At 70.1% G+C, this 21,829-nt stretch carries 17 protein-coding genes, 1 pseudogene and 1 riboswitch; of the genes and pseudogenes, 12 read left to right on the forward strand and 6 right to left on the reverse strand.

Going from position 1 to position 21,829, the window contains the following annotated elements:
• Positions 1–65: 65 nt before the first annotated feature.
• From AB0J68_RS06960 to gcvP, 3 genes and pseudogenes are all read left to right on the forward strand, one after another.
• Positions 66–713 (forward strand): annotated as a pseudogene (locus tag AB0J68_RS06960) (protein phosphatase 2C domain-containing protein); the annotation flags it as partial.
• Between the two features lie 125 nt (positions 714–838).
• A complete protein-coding gene (locus AB0J68_RS06965; protein ID WP_363936765.1) occupies positions 839–1,699 on the forward strand; it encodes an NAD-dependent protein deacetylase in 861 nt (286 codons plus the stop codon).
• A 60-nt stretch (positions 1,700–1,759) separates the two neighbouring features.
• Positions 1,760–1,858, forward strand: a riboswitch (glycine riboswitch).
• Positions 1,859–1,929: 71 nt separating this feature from the next.
• Entirely contained in the window at positions 1,930–4,755 is a 2,826-nt protein-coding gene (gene gcvP, locus AB0J68_RS06970; RefSeq protein ID WP_354855306.1) for an aminomethyl-transferring glycine dehydrogenase, read from the forward strand.
• Between the two features lie 123 nt (positions 4,756–4,878).
• Here the strand turns inward: gcvP and AB0J68_RS06975 are convergent, their stop codons facing one another.
• Positions 4,879–5,079 (reverse strand): DUF5999 family protein, encoded by a 201-nt coding sequence (locus AB0J68_RS06975; RefSeq protein WP_234586185.1) that lies wholly within the window; start codon positions 5,077–5,079, stop codon positions 4,879–4,881.
• A 96-nt stretch (positions 5,080–5,175) separates the two neighbouring features.
• Here AB0J68_RS06975 and AB0J68_RS06980 point away from each other — a divergent pair, with 96 nt between their 5' ends.
• Positions 5,176–6,396, forward strand: coding sequence for a chorismate-binding protein (locus AB0J68_RS06980; protein WP_354855322.1), 1,221 nt, complete (start codon positions 5,176–5,178; stop codon positions 6,394–6,396).
• 31 nt (positions 6,397–6,427) lie between these two features.
• Complete coding sequence (def, locus tag AB0J68_RS06985) at positions 6,428–6,937, forward strand: peptide deformylase (protein WP_354855305.1); 510 nt, start codon at positions 6,428–6,430, stop codon at positions 6,935–6,937.
• Between the two features lie 20 nt (positions 6,938–6,957).
• On the opposite strand, the gene AB0J68_RS06990 is transcribed toward def, so the two are convergent.
• Positions 6,958–7,731 carry a TSUP family transporter gene (locus tag AB0J68_RS06990; protein ID WP_354855304.1) on the reverse strand — a complete coding sequence of 258 codons (774 nt, stop codon included), beginning with the start codon at positions 7,729–7,731 and terminating at the stop codon, positions 6,958–6,960.
• A 183-nt stretch (positions 7,732–7,914) separates the two neighbouring features.
• Here AB0J68_RS06990 and AB0J68_RS06995 point away from each other — a divergent pair, with 183 nt between their 5' ends.
• Positions 7,915–8,694: an endonuclease/exonuclease/phosphatase family protein gene (locus tag AB0J68_RS06995; protein ID WP_354855303.1), complete on the forward strand. Its 780-nt coding sequence runs from the start codon at positions 7,915–7,917 to the stop codon at positions 8,692–8,694.
• 28 nt (positions 8,695–8,722) lie between these two features.
• Here AB0J68_RS06995 and AB0J68_RS07000 read toward each other — a convergent pair whose 3' ends face one another.
• Positions 8,723–9,730 (reverse strand): tyrosine-type recombinase/integrase, encoded by a 1,008-nt coding sequence (locus AB0J68_RS07000; protein WP_363936769.1) that lies wholly within the window; start codon positions 9,728–9,730, stop codon positions 8,723–8,725.
• Between the two features lie 469 nt (positions 9,731–10,199).
• On the opposite strand from AB0J68_RS07000, the gene AB0J68_RS07005 reads away from it, so the two are divergent.
• Positions 10,200–10,643 carry a hypothetical protein gene (locus AB0J68_RS07005; RefSeq protein WP_363936772.1) on the forward strand — a complete coding sequence of 148 codons (444 nt, stop codon included), beginning with the start codon at positions 10,200–10,202 and terminating at the stop codon, positions 10,641–10,643.
• Between the two features lie 448 nt (positions 10,644–11,091).
• On the opposite strand, the gene AB0J68_RS07010 is transcribed toward AB0J68_RS07005, so the two are convergent.
• A complete protein-coding gene (locus tag AB0J68_RS07010; protein WP_363936773.1) occupies positions 11,092–13,281 on the reverse strand; it encodes a P-loop NTPase fold protein in 2,190 nt (729 codons plus the stop codon).
• 76 nt (positions 13,282–13,357) lie between these two features.
• Here AB0J68_RS07010 and AB0J68_RS07015 point away from each other — a divergent pair, with 76 nt between their 5' ends.
• Positions 13,358–13,516, forward strand: coding sequence for a hypothetical protein (locus AB0J68_RS07015; RefSeq protein WP_363936775.1), 159 nt, complete (start codon positions 13,358–13,360; stop codon positions 13,514–13,516).
• A gap of 275 nt (positions 13,517–13,791) precedes the next feature.
• The gene (locus AB0J68_RS07020; RefSeq protein WP_363936778.1) at positions 13,792–17,547 is read left to right on the forward strand and encodes a hypothetical protein; all 3,756 of its coding nucleotides are present in this window, start codon (positions 13,792–13,794) and stop codon (positions 17,545–17,547) included.
• A gap of 152 nt (positions 17,548–17,699) precedes the next feature.
• Here the strand turns inward: AB0J68_RS07020 and AB0J68_RS07025 are convergent, their stop codons facing one another.
• Together AB0J68_RS07025 and AB0J68_RS07030 are read right to left on the reverse strand one after the other, a co-directional pair.
• A complete protein-coding gene (locus tag AB0J68_RS07025) occupies positions 17,700–18,539 on the reverse strand; it encodes an AbiV family abortive infection protein (RefSeq protein ID WP_363936781.1) in 840 nt (279 codons plus the stop codon).
• Between the two features lie 6 nt (positions 18,540–18,545).
• The gene (locus AB0J68_RS07030) at positions 18,546–19,304 is read right to left on the reverse strand and encodes a hypothetical protein (protein WP_363936784.1); all 759 of its coding nucleotides are present in this window, start codon (positions 19,302–19,304) and stop codon (positions 18,546–18,548) included.
• A gap of 136 nt (positions 19,305–19,440) precedes the next feature.
• Here AB0J68_RS07030 and AB0J68_RS07035 point away from each other — a divergent pair, with 136 nt between their 5' ends.
• The 3 genes from AB0J68_RS07035 to AB0J68_RS07045 all read left to right on the forward strand — a co-directional run bounded on the left by AB0J68_RS07035 (position 19,441) and on the right by AB0J68_RS07045 (position 21,691).
• A complete protein-coding gene (locus AB0J68_RS07035; protein WP_363936787.1) occupies positions 19,441–19,566 on the forward strand; it encodes a hypothetical protein in 126 nt (41 codons plus the stop codon).
• A gap of 137 nt (positions 19,567–19,703) precedes the next feature.
• Positions 19,704–20,354 carry a transcriptional repressor LexA gene (lexA, locus tag AB0J68_RS07040; protein WP_363936790.1) on the forward strand — a complete coding sequence of 217 codons (651 nt, stop codon included), beginning with the start codon at positions 19,704–19,706 and terminating at the stop codon, positions 20,352–20,354.
• A 680-nt stretch (positions 20,355–21,034) separates the two neighbouring features.
• Entirely contained in the window at positions 21,035–21,691 is a 657-nt protein-coding gene (locus tag AB0J68_RS07045; protein ID WP_363936793.1) for a hypothetical protein, read from the forward strand.
• Positions 21,692–21,829 lie beyond the last annotated feature (138 nt).

A 21,829-nucleotide genomic window follows, 5' to 3' on the forward strand; every position in this document is an offset into this window, starting at 1 on the left:
GGCGCGAGCCGCGGTGTCGACCGACACCTGCCGCCAGTACGCGGTGACCGCCCGGCTCGCCAGCCTCCTCGTGGATCACCTGCCGGTTGCTGGCCGTCGCCGACGGGGTGCGAGGGCCCGGCGGCGGGGCCGCCAGCGCCGCCGCCGTCGACGCCCTCACCGCGTTGGATCTCACCGACGGGCCGGCCGTCGACCTGCTGACGACGCTGGCGGGGGCGGTCACCGACGCCGACCGGGTCGTACGCGAATTGGCGACCGACGACCACCAGCCGGCCACCACGCTGACCGCGCTGCTGCGCAGCGGCACCCACCTGGCGCTGGTGCACGTCGGTGACACCCGGGCGTACCTCCTGCGCGACGGTGAGCTGTCCCTGTTGACGCAGGACCACACGTGGGTGCAGGCCCAGGTGGATCAGGGCCGCCTCGACCGCGACGAGGCGGGCGCGCACCCCCAGCGGGCGCTGCTGGTGCGCGCGCTGGGCGGCGGTCAGCAGGTCGAGGCCGACCTGGCGCTGCGGGCGGCGCTGCCCGGTGACCGGTACCTGCTGTGCTCCGACGGACTGTGGGCGGTCGTCGACCGGGCCGCCCTGTTCTCGACGCTGAGCGCGGCCGCCGATCCGGAACACGCGGTGCGGGACCTGGTCGCCGCGGCGCGGGACGCGGGGGCGCCGGACAACATCGCCTGCGTCGTCGCTGACGTCGTCGCGGTGTAGACGGCGACGGGCTGGCCGTCGAGCGGGTGTGCGGCACCGCCACGTGACCGCCGCCACGTGACCGCCGCCACGTGACCGTTGCCGGGTGTTCGGCGTCGGCGGGTGCGCTGAGGCAGCATGAAGGGGTGACGAAGAGCCTGGAGGCGTTGACCTCGCTGGTGGCCGGTGGTGGGGTGGTGGTGCTCAGCGGGGCGGGCCTGTCCACCGAGTCGGGTATCCCGGACTATCGGGGACCCAGCGGGGTGGCCCGCCGGCACACCCCGATGACCTTCCAGGCGTTCACCCGGGATCCCCTCGCCCGGCGGCGGTACTGGGCGCGCAGCCACCTGGGGTGGCGGTTGATCGCGCGAGCGGCGCCGAACGACGGGCACCGCGCGGTGGCGCGGCTGCAACGCGCCGGCCTGGTCGACGCGGTGATCACGCAGAACGTCGACGGGTTGCACGGCGCCGCCGGCAGCGACCGGGTGGTCGAGTTGCACGGCCGTCTCGACGAGGTGGTCTGCCTGGACTGCGGCAACCTGACCTCCCGGGAGGAGGTGGACCGGCGGCTGCGCGAGGCCAACCCGGACTTCGTGGCCCGCGTCGCCGCCGTCAACCCGGACGGTGATGTGGATCTCCCCGACGAGCAGGTGGCCGGATTCCGGCCGGTGGACTGCGGGATCTGCGGGACGGGGATGCTGAAACCGGACGTGGTGTTCTTCGGCGAGACGGTGCCGCCCGAGCGGGTGGCGCGGTGTTTCGCGCTGGTGGAGCAGGCGCGGGCGGTGGTGGTGCTCGGGTCGTCGTTGACGGTCATGTCGGGGCGCCGGTTCGTGATCCGGGCCGCGAAACACGGCATTCCGGTCGCGATCGTCAACCAGGGGCCGACCCGGGGTGACGGGTACGCCACGGTGTGCGTCGACGCGCCGTTGGGGGCGCTGCTGCCGGTGCTGGCCGACCGGGTCGTCGGCGGGGCCGCGCCGCTGGCCGCGCCGGCCGGCGTGTGACGTTCAAGGGGTAGGACATCTGCCGGAAACACCGGCGCTGGTAGCGTTGACCATGCCGGTACCACCCACGTGGGAGAGACCGCCCGACAGCAGCAGGGGCGGCGCCGAAGGGGCAAATCCTCCCCGGAACCTCTCAGGCAAAAGGACCTCGTGGGCAGGCACTGTGGAGCGCTGTGCGGGCGCGACAGAGGGGGAGGCCGATCCGTCGACCTCGCCCGGGAGCGCCCCTGATGTCCGTAGAGCAGTTCGCCACCCGTCACATCGGTCCCGGCCCCGACGATGAGCGTCGGATGCTGGAGGTCGTCGGGCACGACTCGATCGACGAGCTGATGGACGCCGCGATCCCCGAGGTGATCCGCTGGCACGGCACCCTCGACCTGCCCGATCCCGCCACCGAGGCCGAGGCGATCGCCGAGTTGCGGGCCCTCGCGGCCCGCAACACCGTCGCCGTCTCCATGATCGGCCTGGGCTACCACGGCACGCACACCCCGGCGGTGATCCGCCGCAACGTCCTGGAGGACCCGGCCTGGTACACGGCGTACACGCCGTACCAGCCGGAGATCAGCCAGGGCCGCCTCGAGGCGCTGCTGAACTTCCAGACGATGGTCACCGACCTGACCGGCCTGGCCACCGCGAACGCCTCCATGCTCGACGAGGGCACCGCCGCCGCGGAGGCCATGACCCTGGCGCGGCGCGCGTCCAAGAGCAAGAGCGGGGTGTACGTCGTCGACGCCGACGCCCTGCCGCAGACCATCGCGGTGATCACCAGCCGGGCGGTGCCCCTCGGCATCGACGTGCGGGTCCTCGACGTCGAGCGCGACGAGTTGCCGGCGGAGTTCTTCGGACTGCACCTGCAGTACCCGGGCGCGTCCGGGGCGGTGCGGGACCACGCGCGGCTCGTCGAGGCGGCCCACGCGGTCGGGGCCCTGGTGACCGTCGCCGCGGACCTGCTGGCGTTGACGCTGCTGCGCGCGCCGGGGGAGATCGGCGCGGACATCGCCGCCGGCACCACCCAGCGTTTCGGCGTACCCATGGGCTTCGGTGGGCCGCATGCCGGCTACCTGGCGGTCCGCTCGGGCCTGGAGCGGATGCTGCCCGGGCGCCTGGTCGGGGTGTCCCGCGACGCGGACGGCAACCCGGCGTACCGGCTGGCGTTGCAGACCCGCGAGCAGCACATCCGGCGGGAGAAGGCGACCAGCAACATCTGCACCGCGCAGGTGCTGCTCGCCGTGATGGCCGGCATGTACGCCGTCTACCACGGCCCGGACGGGCTGCGCGCCATCGCGGCGCGTACCCACGCCATGGCGGCGCGGCTCGCGGCCGGGCTGCGCGCCGGCGGCGTCGACGTCGCGGACGTCGCGTTCTTCGACACGATCACCGCCCGCGTGCCGGGCGGCGCGGCGTCTGTCGTCGCGGCGGCGGCGGCCGAGCGTGGGGTGAACCTGCGGCTGGTCGACGCCGACCGGGTGGGCATGTCCTGCGACGAGACGACCACCGACGCGCACCTGCGCGCGGTGTGGGCGGCGTTCGGTGTGGACGCGTTCGACGGCGACGCCGACGCGGCCCTGCCGGTCGACCTGGCCCGGACCTCGGACTTCCTGACCCACCCGGTGTTCCGCAGCCACCACTCGGAGACGGCGATGCTGCGCTACCTGCGGCGGCTGTCGGACTTCGACTACGCCCTGGACCGGGGCATGATCCCCCTCGGGTCGTGCACGATGAAGTTGAACGCGACCACCGAGATGGAGCCGGTCAGCTGGGCGGAGTTCGCGCACATCCACCCGTTCGCGCCGGACGACCAGACCGCCGGGTACCGGGAGATGATCGGGCAGCTGGAGTCGTGGCTGGCCGAGGTGACCGGCTACGACGCGGTCAGCGTGCAGCCCAACGCCGGCTCCCAGGGTGAGCTGGCCGGCCTGCTGGCCATCCGCTCCTACCACGCGTCGCGGGGTGAAACCCACCGCGACGTGTGCCTGATCCCGTCGTCGGCGCACGGCACCAACGCCGCGTCGGCGGTGATGGCCGGCATGCGGGTCGTCGTGGTGGCCTGCGACGACGACGGCAACGTCGACCTCGTCGACCTGGACGCGAAGATCGACAAGCACCGGGACGCGCTCGCCGCGATCATGGTGACGTACCCGTCGACGCACGGCGTGTACGAGACGGGCATCGCGTCGCTGTGCGCGAAGGTCCACGACGCCGGCGGTCAGGTGTACGTCGACGGGGCGAACCTCAACGCCCTCGTCGGGTTCGCCAAGCCGGGCACGTTCGGCGCGGACGTGTCGCACCTGAACCTGCACAAGACGTTCTGCATCCCGCACGGCGGCGGTGGCCCCGGCGTGGGTCCGGTGGCGGTGCGCGCGCACCTGGCGCCGTTCCTGCCCGGTGACCCGCTCGGCGCGCACGCCGACGCCACCCCGGCGATCTCGGCGGCGAAGTACGGATCGGCGGGGATCCTGCCGATCCCGTGGGCGTACCTGCGGATGATGGGCGCCGAGGGCCTGACCCGGGCGACCGGCGTGGCCGTCCTCGCCGCGAACTACGTGGCGGCGCGGCTGCGCGGGCACTTCGGCGTGCTGTACGCCGGCAACAAGGGCCTGGTGGCGCACGAGTGCATCCTCGACCTGCGGCCGTTGACGAAGGCCACCGGCGTGAGCGTCGACGACGTGGCGAAGCGGCTCATCGACTACGGCTTCCACGCGCCGACGATGTCGTTCCCCGTCGCCGGGACGCTGATGGTGGAGCCGACCGAGAGCGAGGACCTGGCCGAGCTGGACCGGTTCTGCGACGCGATGATCGCGATCCGGGCGGAGATCGAGCAGGTGGGGTCGGGGCAGTGGCCGGCGGGGGACAACCCCCTGGCGAACGCGCCGCACACCGCGGCGATGGTCAGCGGCGACGAGTGGCCGCACCCGTACCCGCGGTCGGTGGGCGCGTACCCGGGCGGGACCGACCGGGCGGGGAAGTACTGGCCGCCGGTGCGGCGCATCGACGGCGCCTACGGGGACCGGAACCTGGTCTGCTCGTGCCCGTCGCCGGAGGCGTTCGAGGACTGACGTCGGCGGGCCGGGGCGGGCGGTTCTGGCCGCCCCGGCTGCGCCGCGACCTGGGCGGAGACGTCCCGTACCGGGGGACTAGCCTGGGTCGACGGCGGCGGTGTGGTTACGCTGGGTGGTCGTTCAGGCCACGAGAGCGTGGCGGGCGGGGCCGCGGTGCGGTGCGATGCTGCTGCCGTCGGGGAGCAACTCGCCGGTGTCCTCGAAGACGATGACACCGTTGCAGAGCAGGCTCCAGCCCTGCTCAGGGAAGCAGGCGAGGACCCGGGCGGCTTCCCGGTCGGTGGCTTCAGCTAAGGGGCAGGTCGGTTGGTGCTGGCACATCGGGTTCTCCGGACTGTGGGGGCACTGTGTCATGGTTCACATGACCAGTGACGCACAGTACCAAGCGAAAGTGTCCAGCATCGAGCAGGTGCCGGCCTGGCGTACGGGAAATCCACTGAACGGATGAGGAAGGTCGGACCATACGGCGTGGAAACGCTCCCACAGGTGCTGGTCGATGTGCCGGCCGCGCCCACCGCCTGTCGCGACACGCTCGCTGAACGCGCCCGCCTGCACTGGCGCCGCACCGACGGCGGCGACCCCGCCGCCCTCGCCGAGGAGTTCCTCGCCGCGCACGGCCTGAACCTGCGCGACCTCACCCGACCCACCCCCACCCACCACGACACCGGGGCCTGCGGCGCCGCGCTCTACCTGTCCGCCGCCGCCGGAGCACACCTGGCCGGCGCCCCCACCGCGGCGCCCGAACCCGCCCCGGCCCTGCCCGACCTCGCCGTCGTCGTCTACGACCACGGCCCCACCCGACGCGCCCCCGCCCGCGCGGCGACACCCTGGTGGCTCGGCGACTGGACCGACAGCTGGACACCCGAGCAGCACGCCGCCGCCGTCGACGCCATCCGCGCCGCCATCGGCCGCGGCGACGTCTACCAGGCCAACCTCGTCGGCCACGCCGCCGCCCCCTACACCGGCGACCCGCTGCCCGCCCTGCTCCGCCTCGGCGCGCTGCCCGGCGCCCGCTACGGCGGCGTCCTCACCGGCGACGACTGGGCCATCGGCTGCGCCTCCCCGGAAACCCTCATCGAGGTCCGCGACGGGCACCTGATCACCCGACCCATCAAGGGCACCCGCCCCGCCACCGCCGCCGGCCGCGCCGAACTACTCAGAAGCGCCAAGGAACGCGCCGAACACATCATGATCGTCGACCTGGAACGCAACGACCTCGCCCGCATCGCCCGCACCGGCACCGTCACCGTCGACGACCTGTTCACCGTGCGCCGCTGGTGCGACCTGTGGCAGGCCGAGTCGACCGTACGGGCCACCGCAGCCGACGGCCTCGGCCTCGCCGACCTGCTGCGCGCCACCTGCCCCGGCGGCTCCGTCACCGGCGCACCGAAACTCGCCGCCCTGACCCACATCGCCGACCTCGAACCCGTCGGCCGCGGCGCCAGCATGGGCGCGCTGGGCTGGGTCGCACCCGGCCGCGTCGACCTCGGCCTGACCATCCGCACCGCCGCCGCCGACGGCGAGTTGCTGCACACCTGGGCCGGCGGCGGCATCACCTGGGACAGCGACCCCGCCGCCGAGGTCGCCGAAGCCGCCGCGAAGACCACCCCCATCCGCGCCACCCTGGCCGGACGCTGACCCCACCACCGACGGCGATACGCTGACCCGCATGACCATGCGGCCCATCCGGATCATCGGCGACCCCGTCCTGCGCACCGAATGCGAGCCGGTCACCACCTTCGACGCCGAGCTACGCGCCCTGGTCACCGACCTCATGGACACCCTGCTCGGCGAGCCCGGCCGCGCCGGCGTCGCCGCACCGCAGATCGGCGTCAGCGCCCAGGTGTTCGTCTACGACGCCGACGGACACCGCGGCCACCTCATCAACCCCACCCTGGAACTGTCCGACGAACTCCAGGACGACGAGGAAGGCTGCCTGTCCATCCCCGGGCTGTACTTCCCGACCGTACGGGCCCTGCACGCCACCGCCCACGGCGTCGACCAGCACGGCGAACCGCTCACCATCAGCGGCACCGGTTTCCTCGCCCGCGCCCTGCAACACGAAACCGACCACCTGCGTGGCACCCTCTACGTCGACACCCTGCGCGGCGACACCCGCCGCCGGGCCCTGCGCGAGATCCGCGCCGGCCGCTTCGACTCACCCAGCCGCCGCGCCTAGGGCGGGCCCACCCGCCTCCGTCAGCGGGCCACCCACTGGTCGTGACCCAACTTCGCGACCAACGCCAGCACCACCACCAGCAGCACCACCCGCACGAAACCCGAACCACGGCGCAACGCCATCCGCGCACCCAGCACCGCGCCCGCGATGTTGCACACCGCCATCCCCGCGCCCAGCAACCACCACACGTGCCCGGTCACCCCGAACACCACCAACGCACCCAGGTTCGTGCCCGCGTTGACCACCTTCGCCATCGCCGACCCGTGCACGAAGTCCGCACCGATCAGCGCCGTGAACGCCAACACCAGGAACGTGCCCGTACCCGGACCGATCAACCCGTCGTACAGGGCGATGCCCAACCCGGCCACGCCGATCGCCACCGCGACCCGCGCCGGCGTCCGCCGCGCCGGCACCGCCACCACCCCCAGGCGTGGACGCAGCAGCACGAACACCGCCACCGCCACCAACACCACCAACACCACCGGCCGGTACGCCGACGCCGGCACCGCCCCGGCCAGTGCCGCACCCACCCCCGCGCTGAACACCGCCAGCCCCGCCGCCGGCCCCACCACCCGCCAGTCGAGCTTCGTCCGCCGCGCGTACGTCGCCGCCGCCGTCGCCGTACCGAAGATCGCCGCCAACTTGTTCGTGCCCAACGCCGTGGCCACCGGCAACCCCGGCGCGGCCACCAGCAACGCCGGCAACAACAGCAGCCCACCACCGCCGACCACGGCGTCCACCCACCCGGCCATCGCGGCGGCGACCAGCAACGTACTCAGCGATACGACGTCCACGGGCGGCAATTCTCCCCACCCCACCCGACCCACCGACGCCCGAAGTGGCCAGCCTCACCCGTCAACGACCCCGCGAACGCCGCAACCACACCCCCAACATGCCAACCGCCACGAACACCAGCATCGAACACAGCAGCACCTTCACCACACGGCAACCCTGCCACGGGGACGTAGGGTGCAGGAGTGCGCCTGGCCACCTTCAACCTGCTGCACGGACGATCCCTGACCGACGGGCTCGTCAACCCCGACCGACTCGCCGCCGCCGTCCGCGCCCTCGACGCCGACGTCCTCGCCCTGCAGGAGGTCGACCGCGACCAACACCGCAGCGGCAACCTCGACCTCACCGCCATCGCCGCCCGAGCCCTCGACGCGCCACACCACCGCTTCGCGGCCGCCGTCGTCGGCACCCCCGGCGAACAGTTCCGCCCCCTGCGCCACGACGACGACGGCCACGGCGAACCCTGCTACGGCATCGGCCTCATCAGCCGCCACCCCGTACGCAGCTGGCACGTCACCCGACTCAAGCCCGCCCCCGTCCGCTCACCGGTCTACGTCCCCGGCCCCGGCGGCGGCCTCATCCTGCTGCACGACGAACCCCGCGTCGTCCTCGCCGCCGTCCTCGACACCCCACACGGCCCCCTCACCGCCGCCGCGACCCACCTGTCGTTCGTGCCCGGCTGGAACGCCCGCCAACTCCGCCAGACCGTGCGCGCCCTCCGCGCGCTACCCGGCCCCCGCGTCCTGCTCGGCGACCTCAACCTGCCCGCCGGCCCGGCCCGGTTCATCTCCGGCTGGCGCCCCCTGGGCCGACTCCCCACCTACCCCTCCGGGCAGCCCCGCGTCCAACTCGACCACGTCCTCGCCGACCGGCACGCCCTCAACCAGCTCCCACCCGTACGGGCCGTCACCGCACCACCGTCCACCATCTCCGACCACCGGCCCCTGCTGGTCGACCTCGGCTGACCTCCCGGCCTGCGCCAGCTGACCCTGGTCACCGTGTGGCGCCCCGCACCGGGGCCAGAGCCCCCAACGCCCGGTTGGTGCGGCTGGCACGGATCGCATCACGCTGCTGCCCGGCCGTCACCTCGATGTAGGTCTGCGACGACGCCAACGACGCATGCCCCAGCAACCGCATGATCTCCGCCGCGCTCGCCCCGTCCTCCGCCAACCGGGTCGCGAACGTGTGCCGCAACGCGTGCAACCGCGCCCCACGCGGCACCCGGTCACCGATCCCTGCCCGCCGATAACACGACTCCACCAGATACTGCAGCCCACCACGGCGCAGCGGCTCACCGTGCCGGTCCACCAGCAACGCCGAGTCGGGGCGTACCGACCGCGACCCGAAACGCCGACGGCGACTGTCCAGGTAGTCCGCCACCACCCGGTCCAGGTCGGCCTCGATCGGCACCACCCGCGGACGCCCGCCCTTGCCGGCGACCTCGATCCGCCGCTCACCCGGCCGACCCGCCAGCGAACCGACCCGCAGCGCCAACAACTCCGACAGGCGCAGCCCTGCGCACAACGCCACCGCCACCACCGCCACATCCCGCTCCGGCCACGGATCACGCTGCCGTCCGTCGTCGCGGGCGACCGACGCGAGCAGCACCTCGGGGGTGTCCGCGCCCCGCAACGGCTTCGGCTGGGGGAGCAGCGCCCGGGGCCGACCGACCGCCGGCATCGGATTGCCCGCCACCACCTGATCGGTGACCAGGAACGTGAAGAAGCTGTTCCAGGTGGACCAGGCGCGGTGCACCGACGCGGGCGCCCGGGGCGCGGCGAACCGGGCGAAGGCCGCCCGCAGCACGCGGGGGGAGAGGTCGATGATCGACAGCGCGTCGAGGGGGAGGGGAGTGACGTCATCCTCGGCCACCAGCGCGGCCACCGTGTACAGGTCCCGCCGGTAGGCCGCCAGGGTGTGCGGGGAGGGCTTGCGGGTCGCCCGGGCGGTCAGGAACTCCTCGATCAGCACCCCGAGCGATTCGTCCTTTTTGTCATGCATAAGGGATATTATGCAGCATTTTCGCGTTCCCGGGAAGGGTGAGCGAGGGGAGAGGCGGACCTTATCCAGGCTGGCCACACATGGCCGGCAGGCGCCGCAGCCCGGCCCACCGCGAGAACGGGCTGGGGTTGGTCGACAGCCACGTACCCTGCGTGGCATGACGTCGTCCGCCGCCACCTGTCCCACCTGCGGTCGACAAGGCGTGCCCGCCGTGTACAGGGACGCGGACGGACCGATAGGCCTGGCCTGTTCCGAGGGGCACCTGTGGCGGGTCGCAGGTCGCCCCGGGTGGGCTCCACATGCGTCCCCAGCCTCCGTGGGCGGCGATGCGGGAGGCGCAACGGCGTGGACAGTGCCCCTGGACGTCAGCAAGGACGGGCGGAGTTGGCGGATCGGCACGGCCAGCGACGTCGCCTGGCTCGCCGGGCACACGACACCGGGTCACTCGGTCACCGCCGCGATCCCGCCGGTGTTCGACGCGTACGCCACCTTCCACCCGCCCGACGGTGTCGGCTTCGACGCACACGAACACGCCGTCATCGACGAACTGACGGCGTGCACCCCGGACCAGCCCTGGTGGCTGGGCTTTCTCGACACCGGCGCCCACGACGTCGTCTTTCCGTGCGCTCCGCGGGTGTCGCTCTACTGCGGCTGGCCTTACGTGTTGGTGCAGGCCGGGCCGGATCAGGCGCTCACTTGGCGGACCGGTCACATGCGCGGCGGCGGGGCGCTGCCCGATCTGTTCTTTCCGGCGGATCGCTCCTGGCTTGTCTCCGCCTTGTGGGACGACACCTGGACCGACATCGGCGGCAGCGCGCTCGTGCTCGGGGGCCTGCATCGCAACCCGCTGGTCAACGCGCGCCTCGTCCAACCCGATGAGGATGCCTGCCCGCCGGGCCTGACCCGCGACTGAGGACTACGAGGGGACCCGGCAACCCGACTTACTTTACATAATGTGCATTATCGAAGGGGTTTGGGCGGCACCCGGGAGTCGACCGGGTGGGCTAGCGTGTCGTCGTGTCGTTTCTCACTTGACCTGGGCCATTCTCGATAACTTGGGCCATCTCTCGAGTCTTCTCATGAAATTGGGCCACCGAGGCTGCGTCCGGCCTGCCCCGCACCTTTCCTAGCGGTGTGACGATTCGGCTGCACGCGCGGCGCCAGGTGTGCTCCGCGCTGCGGCATACGCGCGGGATGCGGTCACCCGTGCCGATGCCTCGGGGTTGTCGATGTTCTCCCACCCGCACCGAGCTCGCACCTGGTGAGCCGTCCATGCGCGACGACGAATGAGGTGTAGCTAATTTTGCGGTGGTCAATGATTCGACGGTTAGGCCGCCTGACCAGGTCAATCTCGTCGTGCGCTATGTCGCACGCTGTTCTTCGGCGGGATCGCCACGACCAGCGCGTAGGCGCTCCATCGTCCGCAGCGCAAGGCGTCTGCGGTTCTCGAACGAGACATCGGACTCGTCCGCATCCTCCGTACCGGTCTCGGGCAGCGCCGCGAGCACCCGCTCAAGGCCAAGGAGCTCGTCGACGTTGCCAGTCTCCAGATCGCCCAGGGTCTGCCAGGTTCGTCTGCCGTTGCTGGTCTGCCCGACCGGTACGAGCGTTGCGAGCAGGTCTTCCAGTGTCCACTCCGGGGACTCGAGCAGTTCCCACAGGAGTGTGTGGGCGCTCTCGCGGCCGCGCAAATCCCGGAAGGCGTAGGCATACCGGGCGATGTCCGACGCCTTATGTAGCTTTCGCGTCGACGCTGCTCGCAGGTGCGCCTCGAGTGCGGCCGACACGACACCGGTCGCGTCCGCCAACCATTCATGCCTCGCGGTGGAAGCGTTACGCTTAGCCTTCCTGAGTAAATCCGCAGCGAGGGCAAGCTCTGAGGGCCCGCGGGCGGCCAGCGTACCTATATTTGCGGCACCCTCTCGATCGAAGATGCGCAGCGCGGTCCTCAAGACCTGCCTATCAGCGGATAGGGCAAAGAATCCCGACCGCTGCTGCGCAGAGGCAAGATAGTTCCGACCCAGCAAGGCGAGGGCCGAATCGGCGGGCAGGGGCTCCTGCTCCTCGGCCCGCGAGAGTTTCTGCACGGCCTTGGCAGCGTCCTTGTCGAGCCATGCCTGGAACTGCTCTAGCGCAGGGCCAGCCTCGTCGTTGCGCAGCTCAGCAGCGGCGGCCGCAACCAGTTTGTCCGGTAGGTCACCGGCTGGCACGCCAGCCTGAATGTAGCGATCGAAGAACTCCTCGCTGTCCACGCCGCGCCGCCGCCGCACGTCCTCGCGGAACTCAGAGGAGTAGGAAGAGTTCTCTTGGGCGCCGCGGAGGTACAAAAACAGCACGGCGAGGAGCGCGGCGATGCCGTCGGGGTGCCGCGGTCTGCCCTGCTCGCTGATCAGTTGCTTCCAGCGGTTCCACCGCTCGGCGTTCGTCTCTGTCCCTCGGCTGGCCGAGAGCGTGGAGCCAAGTAGCTCGACCCTGGAGTCAACGACCAAGTCGTAGACGTCGCGCTCGAAGGTGCGTAGAAACGTCATCAACAGGAAGTCGACGAAGTCGACTTCCCCGTCGACCTCCAGCCAGAACGCGTCGACCTGAGTGAACAAGCGTTTGACGGCACGGGGCTGGTCGAGGTACAGCACAAGGCAGTCCGACCATGCCGCCCCGAGGCGCTCCTGGTCGGCCGGCCCAAGTTGGATGCCGTGGGCTGCGCAGATGCCGTCGATGCCCTGGTCGACCAGACCGATCCTCTGGTCCTCGAGCAGCGGCGGGATGTCGAGCCGCACCTGCACCATCTTCTCCAGGTACTGCCGCGCACGCCCCGGGTCCGCGCCGATCAGCTGGGTGTGCTGAAGTACCTCCGATAGCGTCTCCTCGTCGTAGGCGAGCAGGTAGTAGAGATTCGGTAGCCGACCGATCAGCCTGACCAGCTTGAACGTCAGCAGCAGTTCATCAGGTTGCAGCCGATCCAGATCGTCGAGAATCACCAGCAACGGCTGGTCCAGTGCGGCCAGCGCCTCCGCGGTGCTCTTCCGGAGCCGCTCGGGGCTTCGATCACCCTTGATGAGCGCCGCAGTCGCCGTGACGACGCCAGTGGCGTCGACGCCGGCTAACGAGCCTATGGCACCCGCCGGGGCAAGTCGGTCGACCCACTCACTTAGCGTCTGGCGCCGGTCCGGACCCATGACCTCGTCGGGCACCGCGTCGCGAATCTCGGCGAAGAACCCCGCGACCGCGCTGTCATACGACGAGTACATCCACGGATTGTGCCGGGCGAGATACCACCCGCCCGTCCGCAGCCGCTCCTCGATGCCAAGCAAGAGGCTCGACTTGCCGCTCCCCCACGGCCCGACAAGTGCAACGACTGCGCTATCCGACTGCTCCGATACGGCCACGACGGAACGCGTCAGCTGATCGGCCAGCCGTCCGCGGTCGAGCCGGTCCTGCCCGGCGTCCACCGGATCGTCGGCGTACAGGTTCCCGTGAGCTGTCGATCGCCGGCGCCCCGCGCCGATCGCCGTCCGCTCGTCGCTCGTCTTGGCCCGGCGGAACCACGCCATTTTGGCGCTCCTCGTGGTATCGGCAAGTGCTCGGCCGCCGATCCTAACCGCCGGCTTCGGGCAACATGCTCATGGCATGCCATTCCTAATCACGGCGAGGAATGATGCCGTGCAAGCTTCTGCCGCAACGCTCGTCACCGAACGTGACGTCAGCGCCGATCGCTGGTATCTGAACGTGCCGATGAGCGTATGTCCCGAGCCAGATGGCGGAGCTGAGGAGGACGCGGTGGTGTGATCGTGCAGGACAAGGTCTGGTCGCGTCGAGGATCGTCGAACGGCGACCGGAGCTTGGCGACGAACCGTGGTCGCGTCGCCCGGGCGGGCACGCGAGGCATCACGCCCTGACGGCTCATCGTGCTCACGGGGCCACGGGGCCAGCTGGCAGGGTGCGGCGGTTCCCCCCGCGCGGTGGCCGGGAAACTGGGACGACGGCCGCGCCTACGCATTGTTACGCTCACGTGCCCGTGAAGAGGCGGTCGCACGTGAATGCGCGCGGGAAGGATCGTACGAGTGGGCAAGCAGAAACGGGGCAAGACGGCCCCGGTGACCGTAAGCCGGCGTCTCTCCTCTCGCGATCGCGACTCGCTGCTGCAGGTGCTGACCGCGGCGGCGTCCAGTCCTGGCCTGCGGCACCGATGGACCTCGGTTGCCTACCTACTCAACTCCGCGCTGCGCAATGCTCGACCTGGCCCCCGCGCAGTTGGCCCGGCCGAGCTAACGGGACTGCTGGGCGGTGCGGTACACGAGGAGCCGCGGATCCCGATGCGGGAGGACTTCCTGCCGAAGGACCCCCGTGATGTCGTCCTCACCCGGGTCGGCTCGGCTACGGTGCGCCTGTTCCCAGGAATGGTGGAGCGGCCGGTCGCCGACGTGGCACGGTGGGAGATGGTGGCGCAGGCCGCCGACACAGTGCTGGTGCCGGCGCTCGGGTTCGGGATCAAGCACTACGTCGAGCTTGCGCTGCGGCGCGCCGACCACGCGATCTCCGTGATGGCACCGTCATGGCCCGAAGGCGGCCCGTCCGCCAGCGACGTGTCCAGCGGAATACCACCCGCACTGACGGATCAGGAGTTCGCTGCCGCCGGAACCCTGCTTACGGCGCCCTTGCCACCCGGCCTGCAGGATTCCGCATCGATGCGAGCGGCAACGGCCTGGGTCACCGCGCCGCATCCCACCGAGTTGCCATTCGACCTGACGCATCCGGCCAGCACGTTCGACCGCTACCTCGCGGTGGACCTGCCCACGGCCGGCACATCGGCCTGCAAGTTCTGGTTGCCACTCGCCTACATTCCGGAGATCACGGGCTTCGGTGTCGGCCAGCTGGCGATCCGGGCCGCCGAGGATCCGACCGTTGTGACGCGGTTCGCGCAGCTGGCGGCGGACCGTGTGCGCCGGGCGCTGCGGCGGTTCGTGGGCGAAGACGGCGTGGTCGGAGCCCCCGACCTCACGGATGGGCCCCGGGTCTCGTCCGGCGACGTCGTGCAGTGGCTCGCCTACTGCGGGCCTAGGCGGGTTATCGCGGTTCAGGTCGTCGCCGTTCTCGATCCGTCCTCGTCCGACGCGCAGCTGTCACAGACAGCGGCGGTGCGGGCCGCGGCCAGCGCTGCCCGGCATCCTGATCGGCCGATCGTCATCAAGATGCCCGAGGGCCAGGTCAGCGTTCCCGCGGGTACGGAGATCGTCCCGCTGCTTGTGCTCGCTGGAGCGGGGCACGTCGTGGCACCGCAGCAGCCTGGGCTGCCCGCCATGTCTCTAGACGATCTTGAATGGGCCGCGTCGACGGCGGAACACGACATCGATCTGCTGCTGTTCCTGCGCGAGCTGGCGGCCCAGAACCGGCCGCGCATGTTCGCCTGGGAGGCGATCAACATCTGGGAGTGGTGGCGCCAGGACCGCAAGACGCTGCGCCGGGGTGCCGTCACCCCAACCGCAATGATGTTCGAGCCGCACGCCGGCGATGCCGAGTGGGACCGCAGTAGCGAGCGCGCCGATCTCGAACGTGCACTGGCCGCAGTGGGGCTGCCGCCGCTGCACGACTGGGACGCGGTCGAGGACCCGAACGCCGGGCCGCCCACTGTGTACCACCTCTACCCACCCCTGGCCACGGGCGATCCGCAGCGCACGGGTAAGACCGCTGCGGAGACAGTCCCCACAGGCTGGATCGTGCACACCGGCGAGGTCCCGGTCGCGATTCGCTGTCTGCGGCCCGAGGGCATGACGCCAGCAGGTGAGCTGGTGTACAAACTCGCGGGTGCGATTGCGTTCGGCCTCGACCAGATCGGCGACACGTGGGTAGGCGCGCACGCGGGCACAGGTGTCCGCGCGTACCGGATCGACATGAGCCTGAGGCCCGAGGGCGACGCCGACGCCGGCGATGCGCTGGTACTGGCAGCAGGCCCAACGCCGCACGGAGACGGTTTGGTGACCTGTCACTTGACCGTGGATGCGGAGCCCTTCGCGCAGCACCTCGATCACGATGCCGAGGCAGGCCGTGAGGCGCTGGCAAAGATGATGCAGCAGGCCGTCGAGGCGGCCGGGGCCGGTAGCGACGCGGCCCGGCAGATCCGTGACGCCTGGTCGGCGGCGAGCCCGACGCTAGTCATTGAGATCGACGGCTCTGCGGCCGCCATCGGCGAGCTCCCGCAGCCGTGGCCACTTAGCACGGCACTGCGCTCGGCCGCGGACTATGAGGTCGCACGGGCGATCAAGGCGACCGGCACCCGGCCGGGAACCTACCGCGGCAGCCAGGCCAACGACCTCGACCGGACCGTGCTCGCCCCGACAGCCCTGGGCCAGCTCACCACGTTGCTGCGTCGGCACCCGACCGAGCAGCTCCTGCTGGTCGGGATGCGCCAGCTCGCCCGTGTCGTGTCCGCCAAACTCCGCACGACCCCGGAATTGCGCCGAGCCCAGCAGATGACCCTGAACTGGGACCCAGAGACCAAGTTCCAGACCGAGGAGGCGCGGCTGCTGACCCTTCGTATGTGCTGCGAGACGGCCGTGGAGGCCACGCTGCGCGAGCAGCCGAGGGGAACCGATCCGGTAGACAAACTGGCCTGGATGGAAATCATCGCGGCTGCTGTCACCTATCTGGAAGCGACCCTCCGCAGCGAGGCGGTGTATCACCAGGTCAGCCCGACCGCGCTGACAATCTCGGACACCTATGAGGTCAGCGCGACACTCGACGACGCTCCTCCGGTCGATCCCGCCGGCCAGGCCGGCGTCAAGGTCTACCACTTCGACGTCGACGCGTTCCGGGCCGCTCGCGCGAGCGAACTTCTCAACGGGACCCTCGACGCCGCCACAGACAAGGAAGAAGAGGGCGAGGCGAACACCCCCGGGGTCGACCCGGACCTGGACGCGGCCATGCTGTCCGGGTATGGGGCCACGCTAACCGACCTGCTGACGACCCTGATCCAGCTGGCGCGATGGCCGGAGGACCCCGGTGGCGCACCCGTCGCGCGCGCGGACCGTGACAACGTGCTGCAGTATCTGAGCGAATCGGCGCCGTGGGCCGGCGACGATAATGCGGTCTCGCGCTGCGGGACCGCGCTGGGTCTGGTCACCAGTACCACGACCGCGTTCCAGGCGATTGACTGGAAGCCCTGGCAGGTGCGCAGCCGCCACCGCCGGGTCCTGATCCAGCCCGTCGTCCAAACCCCGGACGGCACGCTGCTCGTCGCGCCGCACCTGTGTCATGCCTCTGCCCAAATCTATTTGAACCACCTGATGCAGGGGCAGCTGCCGTGGAGCCAGCCGACTCCACCCGACAAGGTCAATGCCGCGCTCGGCGCGTACCGGAACCGGCGCAACACGCGGCTGGAAAGCGAGGTCGCCGCGATGCTGCGCCAAGCCGGCTACACCGTCCTCGAACGGGTCAAGAAACCCAAGCCGCTGGGTGTCCCCTCACTGTCTGGCGAGATCGACGTCCTCGCCGGCTGCGCCAACTCCCGCACGGTCTGGCTGCTGGAGATCAAGGACCCTGCCGAGCTGTACGCTGTTCCCGAGATCCGCCGCCACCTCGACTACTTCTACCTCGACCGCAGCAAGCCGTGCTACGCGACGCAGCTAGGCCGCAAGTACGAGGACCTGAAGGCCCACGCGCAGCAAGTGGCCGATGCGCTGAAGCTGCCCGCCCCCGCGCCGGGCGACGCCTACGAGATCGCCCCGATGTTCGTCACCCGTCACCCGGTCCCGGCCGCGTACGTCGGCGGCCCGTATCCGTTCACCACGGTCAGTAATCTCCTCGACGGGCTGGGACGGTAGCGACCTCGGCAGGCCCTCGCTTCGCACACGGACGTCACGGGGACGAGGCGGCCTGAGCGTCGGTGGACGAGGATTTGCCAGGCAGTGAGACGACTCCGGTCAGAGCACCAACCATGCCTGTCAGGCCCCGATGATGGCGAGGCTTTCCGTGCTCAATTGCTCTCCCGGCGGTCCGGGTCGTCGAACAACAACGGCATTAGCTCCCGCGCTTGGGCTTCGTAGCCTGGCTTGCCGAGGTTAGCGAAAGGGTTGCTCCCGGGCTCTGGCAAGTGAAGTCGGTAGCCTTCGTTGTTCAGCTTCCGGCCTTCACGGCCTTGCCGCATGGAGTCGTAGAACTCCTCATCAAAGGCCAGGCCGGGTATGCCGGAGTACAACCTCCGCCTCTCCTCGATCTCGTCCTCCGTCATGGGCGGAGCGCCTCGTGCTCCTTCGGCCTGCTGCTTGGCCTCGATGTGCTCGCCCAGCCGGAGCTGCCAGCCGATCTGATGCACGTGACTGATAACATCGACCAGAGGCTCTGGATCGGAGACCCCGGTAGGTTCGAGTACGCCCCCCGCTCTGTCGAGGTCTACATAGAAGCCGCGCTGCTTCAGCTTGTCATGCCGCCGAGTCCACCGTTTGATGGTTCCCAGGTAGGCAAGGTTGCTCTCTGGGTCTGCGGGCTCAGCGCCGAACCAGTACCGCTCCTCGGCAAGAAAGCTGTGGACCAGGTCCAGCTTCTCTTGGTGGCTCGCCCACAGGTTCTCCAGTCGGGTGTTCACGAACGGCTCGCCCTCCGGCGCGTAGGCCATCTCTACGCGCCGTTCGTGGATGGCGATAGCCTTTCCAGATTCCTCCATGGCGAGGATGGCCAGCGACCGCGCGAGCCCGACGTTGCCAACATCGAGCAAGACGAGTGCCGAGGTCAGGAGCCGATCGGCGTTGGCCAAGAGAGCGTCCTGTAGTTCGACCACCCTGGTCGGTGAGAGATTCGGTAGCTTCCGTACAGGCATGAGCGGCTAGTCAACCTTGCTCTCGGGGTCGGCAACGAACGCCAGGAACTCGACGCCGAGGGGAGTCGTCGCCGGACCCCACAGTCCGTTCGCCGACATGATCCCGCTGAACGACTGGTTGACCAGGCCAGCATTGGTGAGCGCCCCGGCATACCGGTCGATCAGATCCCGACGGCCGGCAAGCTCCGGCATACCGGCTTCAATGATGGCGGACTTCGGGCCCATAGAGATGTTCGGCTGAGGGATTCCGTGACGCTCGAACCAGCCAGGCGGATCGGAGAGCAGCTTAAGCATTCGCACGTGAGTCGGGGTGAACCGGTCGATCATGTCGAAGAAGAGCTGCTGCGTGTCGACGTCCGGCGCGTCGGGCATCACAGAGTTGACGACCGCGTTGCGCAGCACCTCGAGCTTATCGGCACGTGAGGTGCGGTCGGCGATCTGCGCGGCGGTGGTCAGCGCATCCATGAACGCGTCCTCGCTGGTGAGCTTTGCGAAGTCACCGACCTGATCTTCGAGCTCGTGCACCTTCACAGCGAGGTCGTTCAGCCAGCGTGTGCGCCTGTCGGCAAGGCGCCGGCCAGCGAATTCATTGAAGGCGACCTGGAGGGCGCTGCCCGCCACGGGCACGAACGAAATGGCCATCTCGGCGGACTTCGCGAGCCCTTGCCTTCGGTCGCTGTCCTCAGGGTACGGTTCCACGCTGGGCATGATGCCCCACTGCCGCAAGGTTTTGGGTCGCGCGCTCGCTCGATGCCACTGCAGCACGCTGGTCGATGGTGCCCGAGCGGGCGACGGATGGGCGGGCAGGTCGGCAGCCACTAGTTCGGCCAGTTGATGCAAGAACGGCGGCAGCGGCTCGAACTAAGCATCGGGCGCCATCACCCGCAGCCGATTGACCCCGATGACCAGAAACAGCAGCCTCGCCGCAGCGCTCGGCCCTTGGTTCGCGGCGCAGATTACCACCGCCCACGGTAAGGCGGCCACCGCGAAGCAGGCGTGGGCCGACTTCCTGCTGCGACTGAGCTGACTTGGGACCACGCAGGCAGGCTCTCGATCATCTGGTCGGGGCCCGGCCCCAGGCCCAGCGCGGCAGCCGGCGTCGAACACTGAACCCCTGCCGAGGTGTTAGCACGCGTGTTCCAATATCCGTTGTATTGTCCGTGGATGACAACCTCCGATGGGGCCGAGGCCGAACCGCCCCACATCAGTGCCAAGCAGCAGCGCATTCTGACTGTGATACGCGATTGGATCCAGCGGCACGGCTACCCACCCACGGTGCGCGAGATCGGCGCGGCAGTCGGGCTTGGCTCCCCCTCGTCAGTGGCGCACCACTTGAACATGCTGGAACGGCGCGGCCTCCTGCGTCGTGAGCCAAACGCGTCCAGGGCGGTTGACATCCGCAGGGCGCAGGTTGGCACAACATCGAACGGAGCAGACGAGCCAGGTGTCAAAGTTCCGGTGCTTGGCACTATCGCTGCTGGTGCCCCGATCCTCGCCGAGGAACACGTGGAGGACGAGCTGGCGCTGCCTCGCGCCCTGGTAGGGCACGGCACGTTGTTCGCACTGATGGTTAAGGGCGACTCCATGATCGAGGCGGCAATCTGCGATGGCGACGTCGTCGTCGTGCGCCAGCAGGCGATCGCCGAGAATGGCAACATCGTCGCCGCCATGATCGAGGGAGAGGCGACGGTCAAGGCCTACCGGACCCGCGACGGTCGCGTCGAGCTGGTCCCGCGAAATCCACTCCACAAGGTGATCCCCGCCGAACACGCGGTCATCCTAGGCAAGGTCGTCTGCGTGCTTCGGCGCGTCTAGCGTTCAACCGACGTCTGCTTACTGGCCGCCGGCACCGTCCTTGGTCTGCTGCGATGCCCACTAGCTGAGGGCTGTCTCTACAGGCCGTTTGGGCTAGGTGGGCCAATGGCACGCCGACGGCATGCGCGATGTCGTGCAGGACGCCGGGTCGTGCAGCTGATGCGGCCCTGCTCAACCTCAAACAGCATCGGCCGTAAAGGTGGTGACGGCCGCGCTCGCACACCGCACATGCGCCGCCGCGAGGGCATCTCCCGATGCCGGCGCTCCGGGCGGCTAACAGGCTGGGACCCTCACCGCCCGAGCAGCTCGAGCCCAGAGGGTGCGAGGACCTCGTAGCGACTCTCTCCGACCTCACGCATACCCTGCGCGTCGAGTCGACCCCACACCGCTATGTGGCGGTTGCGCACGCGGACCTGGACGGCCCGGGTCATCTTCACTCTTCGTGGAGGAGCGTGAGGCAGATCCTGTTCAGAGTCCTCGCCGGCGCGGCCTTGGTGTTGGCCCTCGCCGGCCTCGCCGCGGCCCCGGCCCCGGCTCAGGCGGCTGCAGGGACGTGACGGTCTCGTCCCCTGCTATGAACCCGCATACAGCACGACCTGGGTGTACTGGACGGTCACGAACCACGCGCGGCCGACATTGAAGCCACCATCACCAACGACACTGGGTCTCCCTATCCCCCGGTGTTCGCCGTCCCTGCCGGCGGCAGCATCGTCCGGGAGACGATCGGCGGCTACAGCGTGGACGTCACGGTCGGAGGCGTGGTCGTCGCCTCCGCCTCAGTTTCCCCCGACGCCCTTACGGCATGCCGCACCACGGCGGCCGCCTTCAACCTAATCATCGGCTGCCGGCCGAGCCCCTACAAGGTCACTCTCCGAATCAAGAACGCGACCGACGAGGCCCGCCAGTACAAGCTGGTGAAGCAGCGAGGCGAGGAGCTGACCGGCACCGGCCTCCCCAGCAACGCCCTCATCACCGAAGATTGGGTGAGGCCGACCGGCCGCTGGAAGCTCGAGATCGCCGGCTACGGCTACGTCCGGCTGGTCAACGAGCCCTCGCTCTTCAACACGCCGACACCCACGGTGACGCCGTCCAGCACGCCCTCGCCGCCGGCGCTTGCTACCCCGGCGCCGCCGACCACCACCCCCCTCCGGCGCCTGATCCCACCACGACGACCATCGATCCCGCCCTGGACCCGGTGGCCCACTCCTCCGAGCTCGGCTCAGGCGACGGGCTGGTCATCGGCGGGCTGGCCGGCCTGCTGGTGGGCTCGGCACTCGGCCTCGCCGCAGCGTTCCGTCTTCGCCGCCGGACGCCGTAGCAGCGTGAGGCCGAGTTGATCGGGGGCGTCCTGCGGGGGCGCCCCCGACTGCTTAACGGTGGGAAACGGGCCGCGCGACGCGTACGACGTGCCGCGCCTCGGCGCGCCGCGGCGCGGCCGCGGCCACCACCACTGCCAGAATCCGGAGATCGGAAGT

It is taken from the genome of Micromonospora sp. NPDC049580 (genome assembly GCF_040675595.1).
Taxonomy (GTDB): Bacteria; Actinomycetota; Actinomycetes; order Mycobacteriales; family Micromonosporaceae; genus Micromonospora.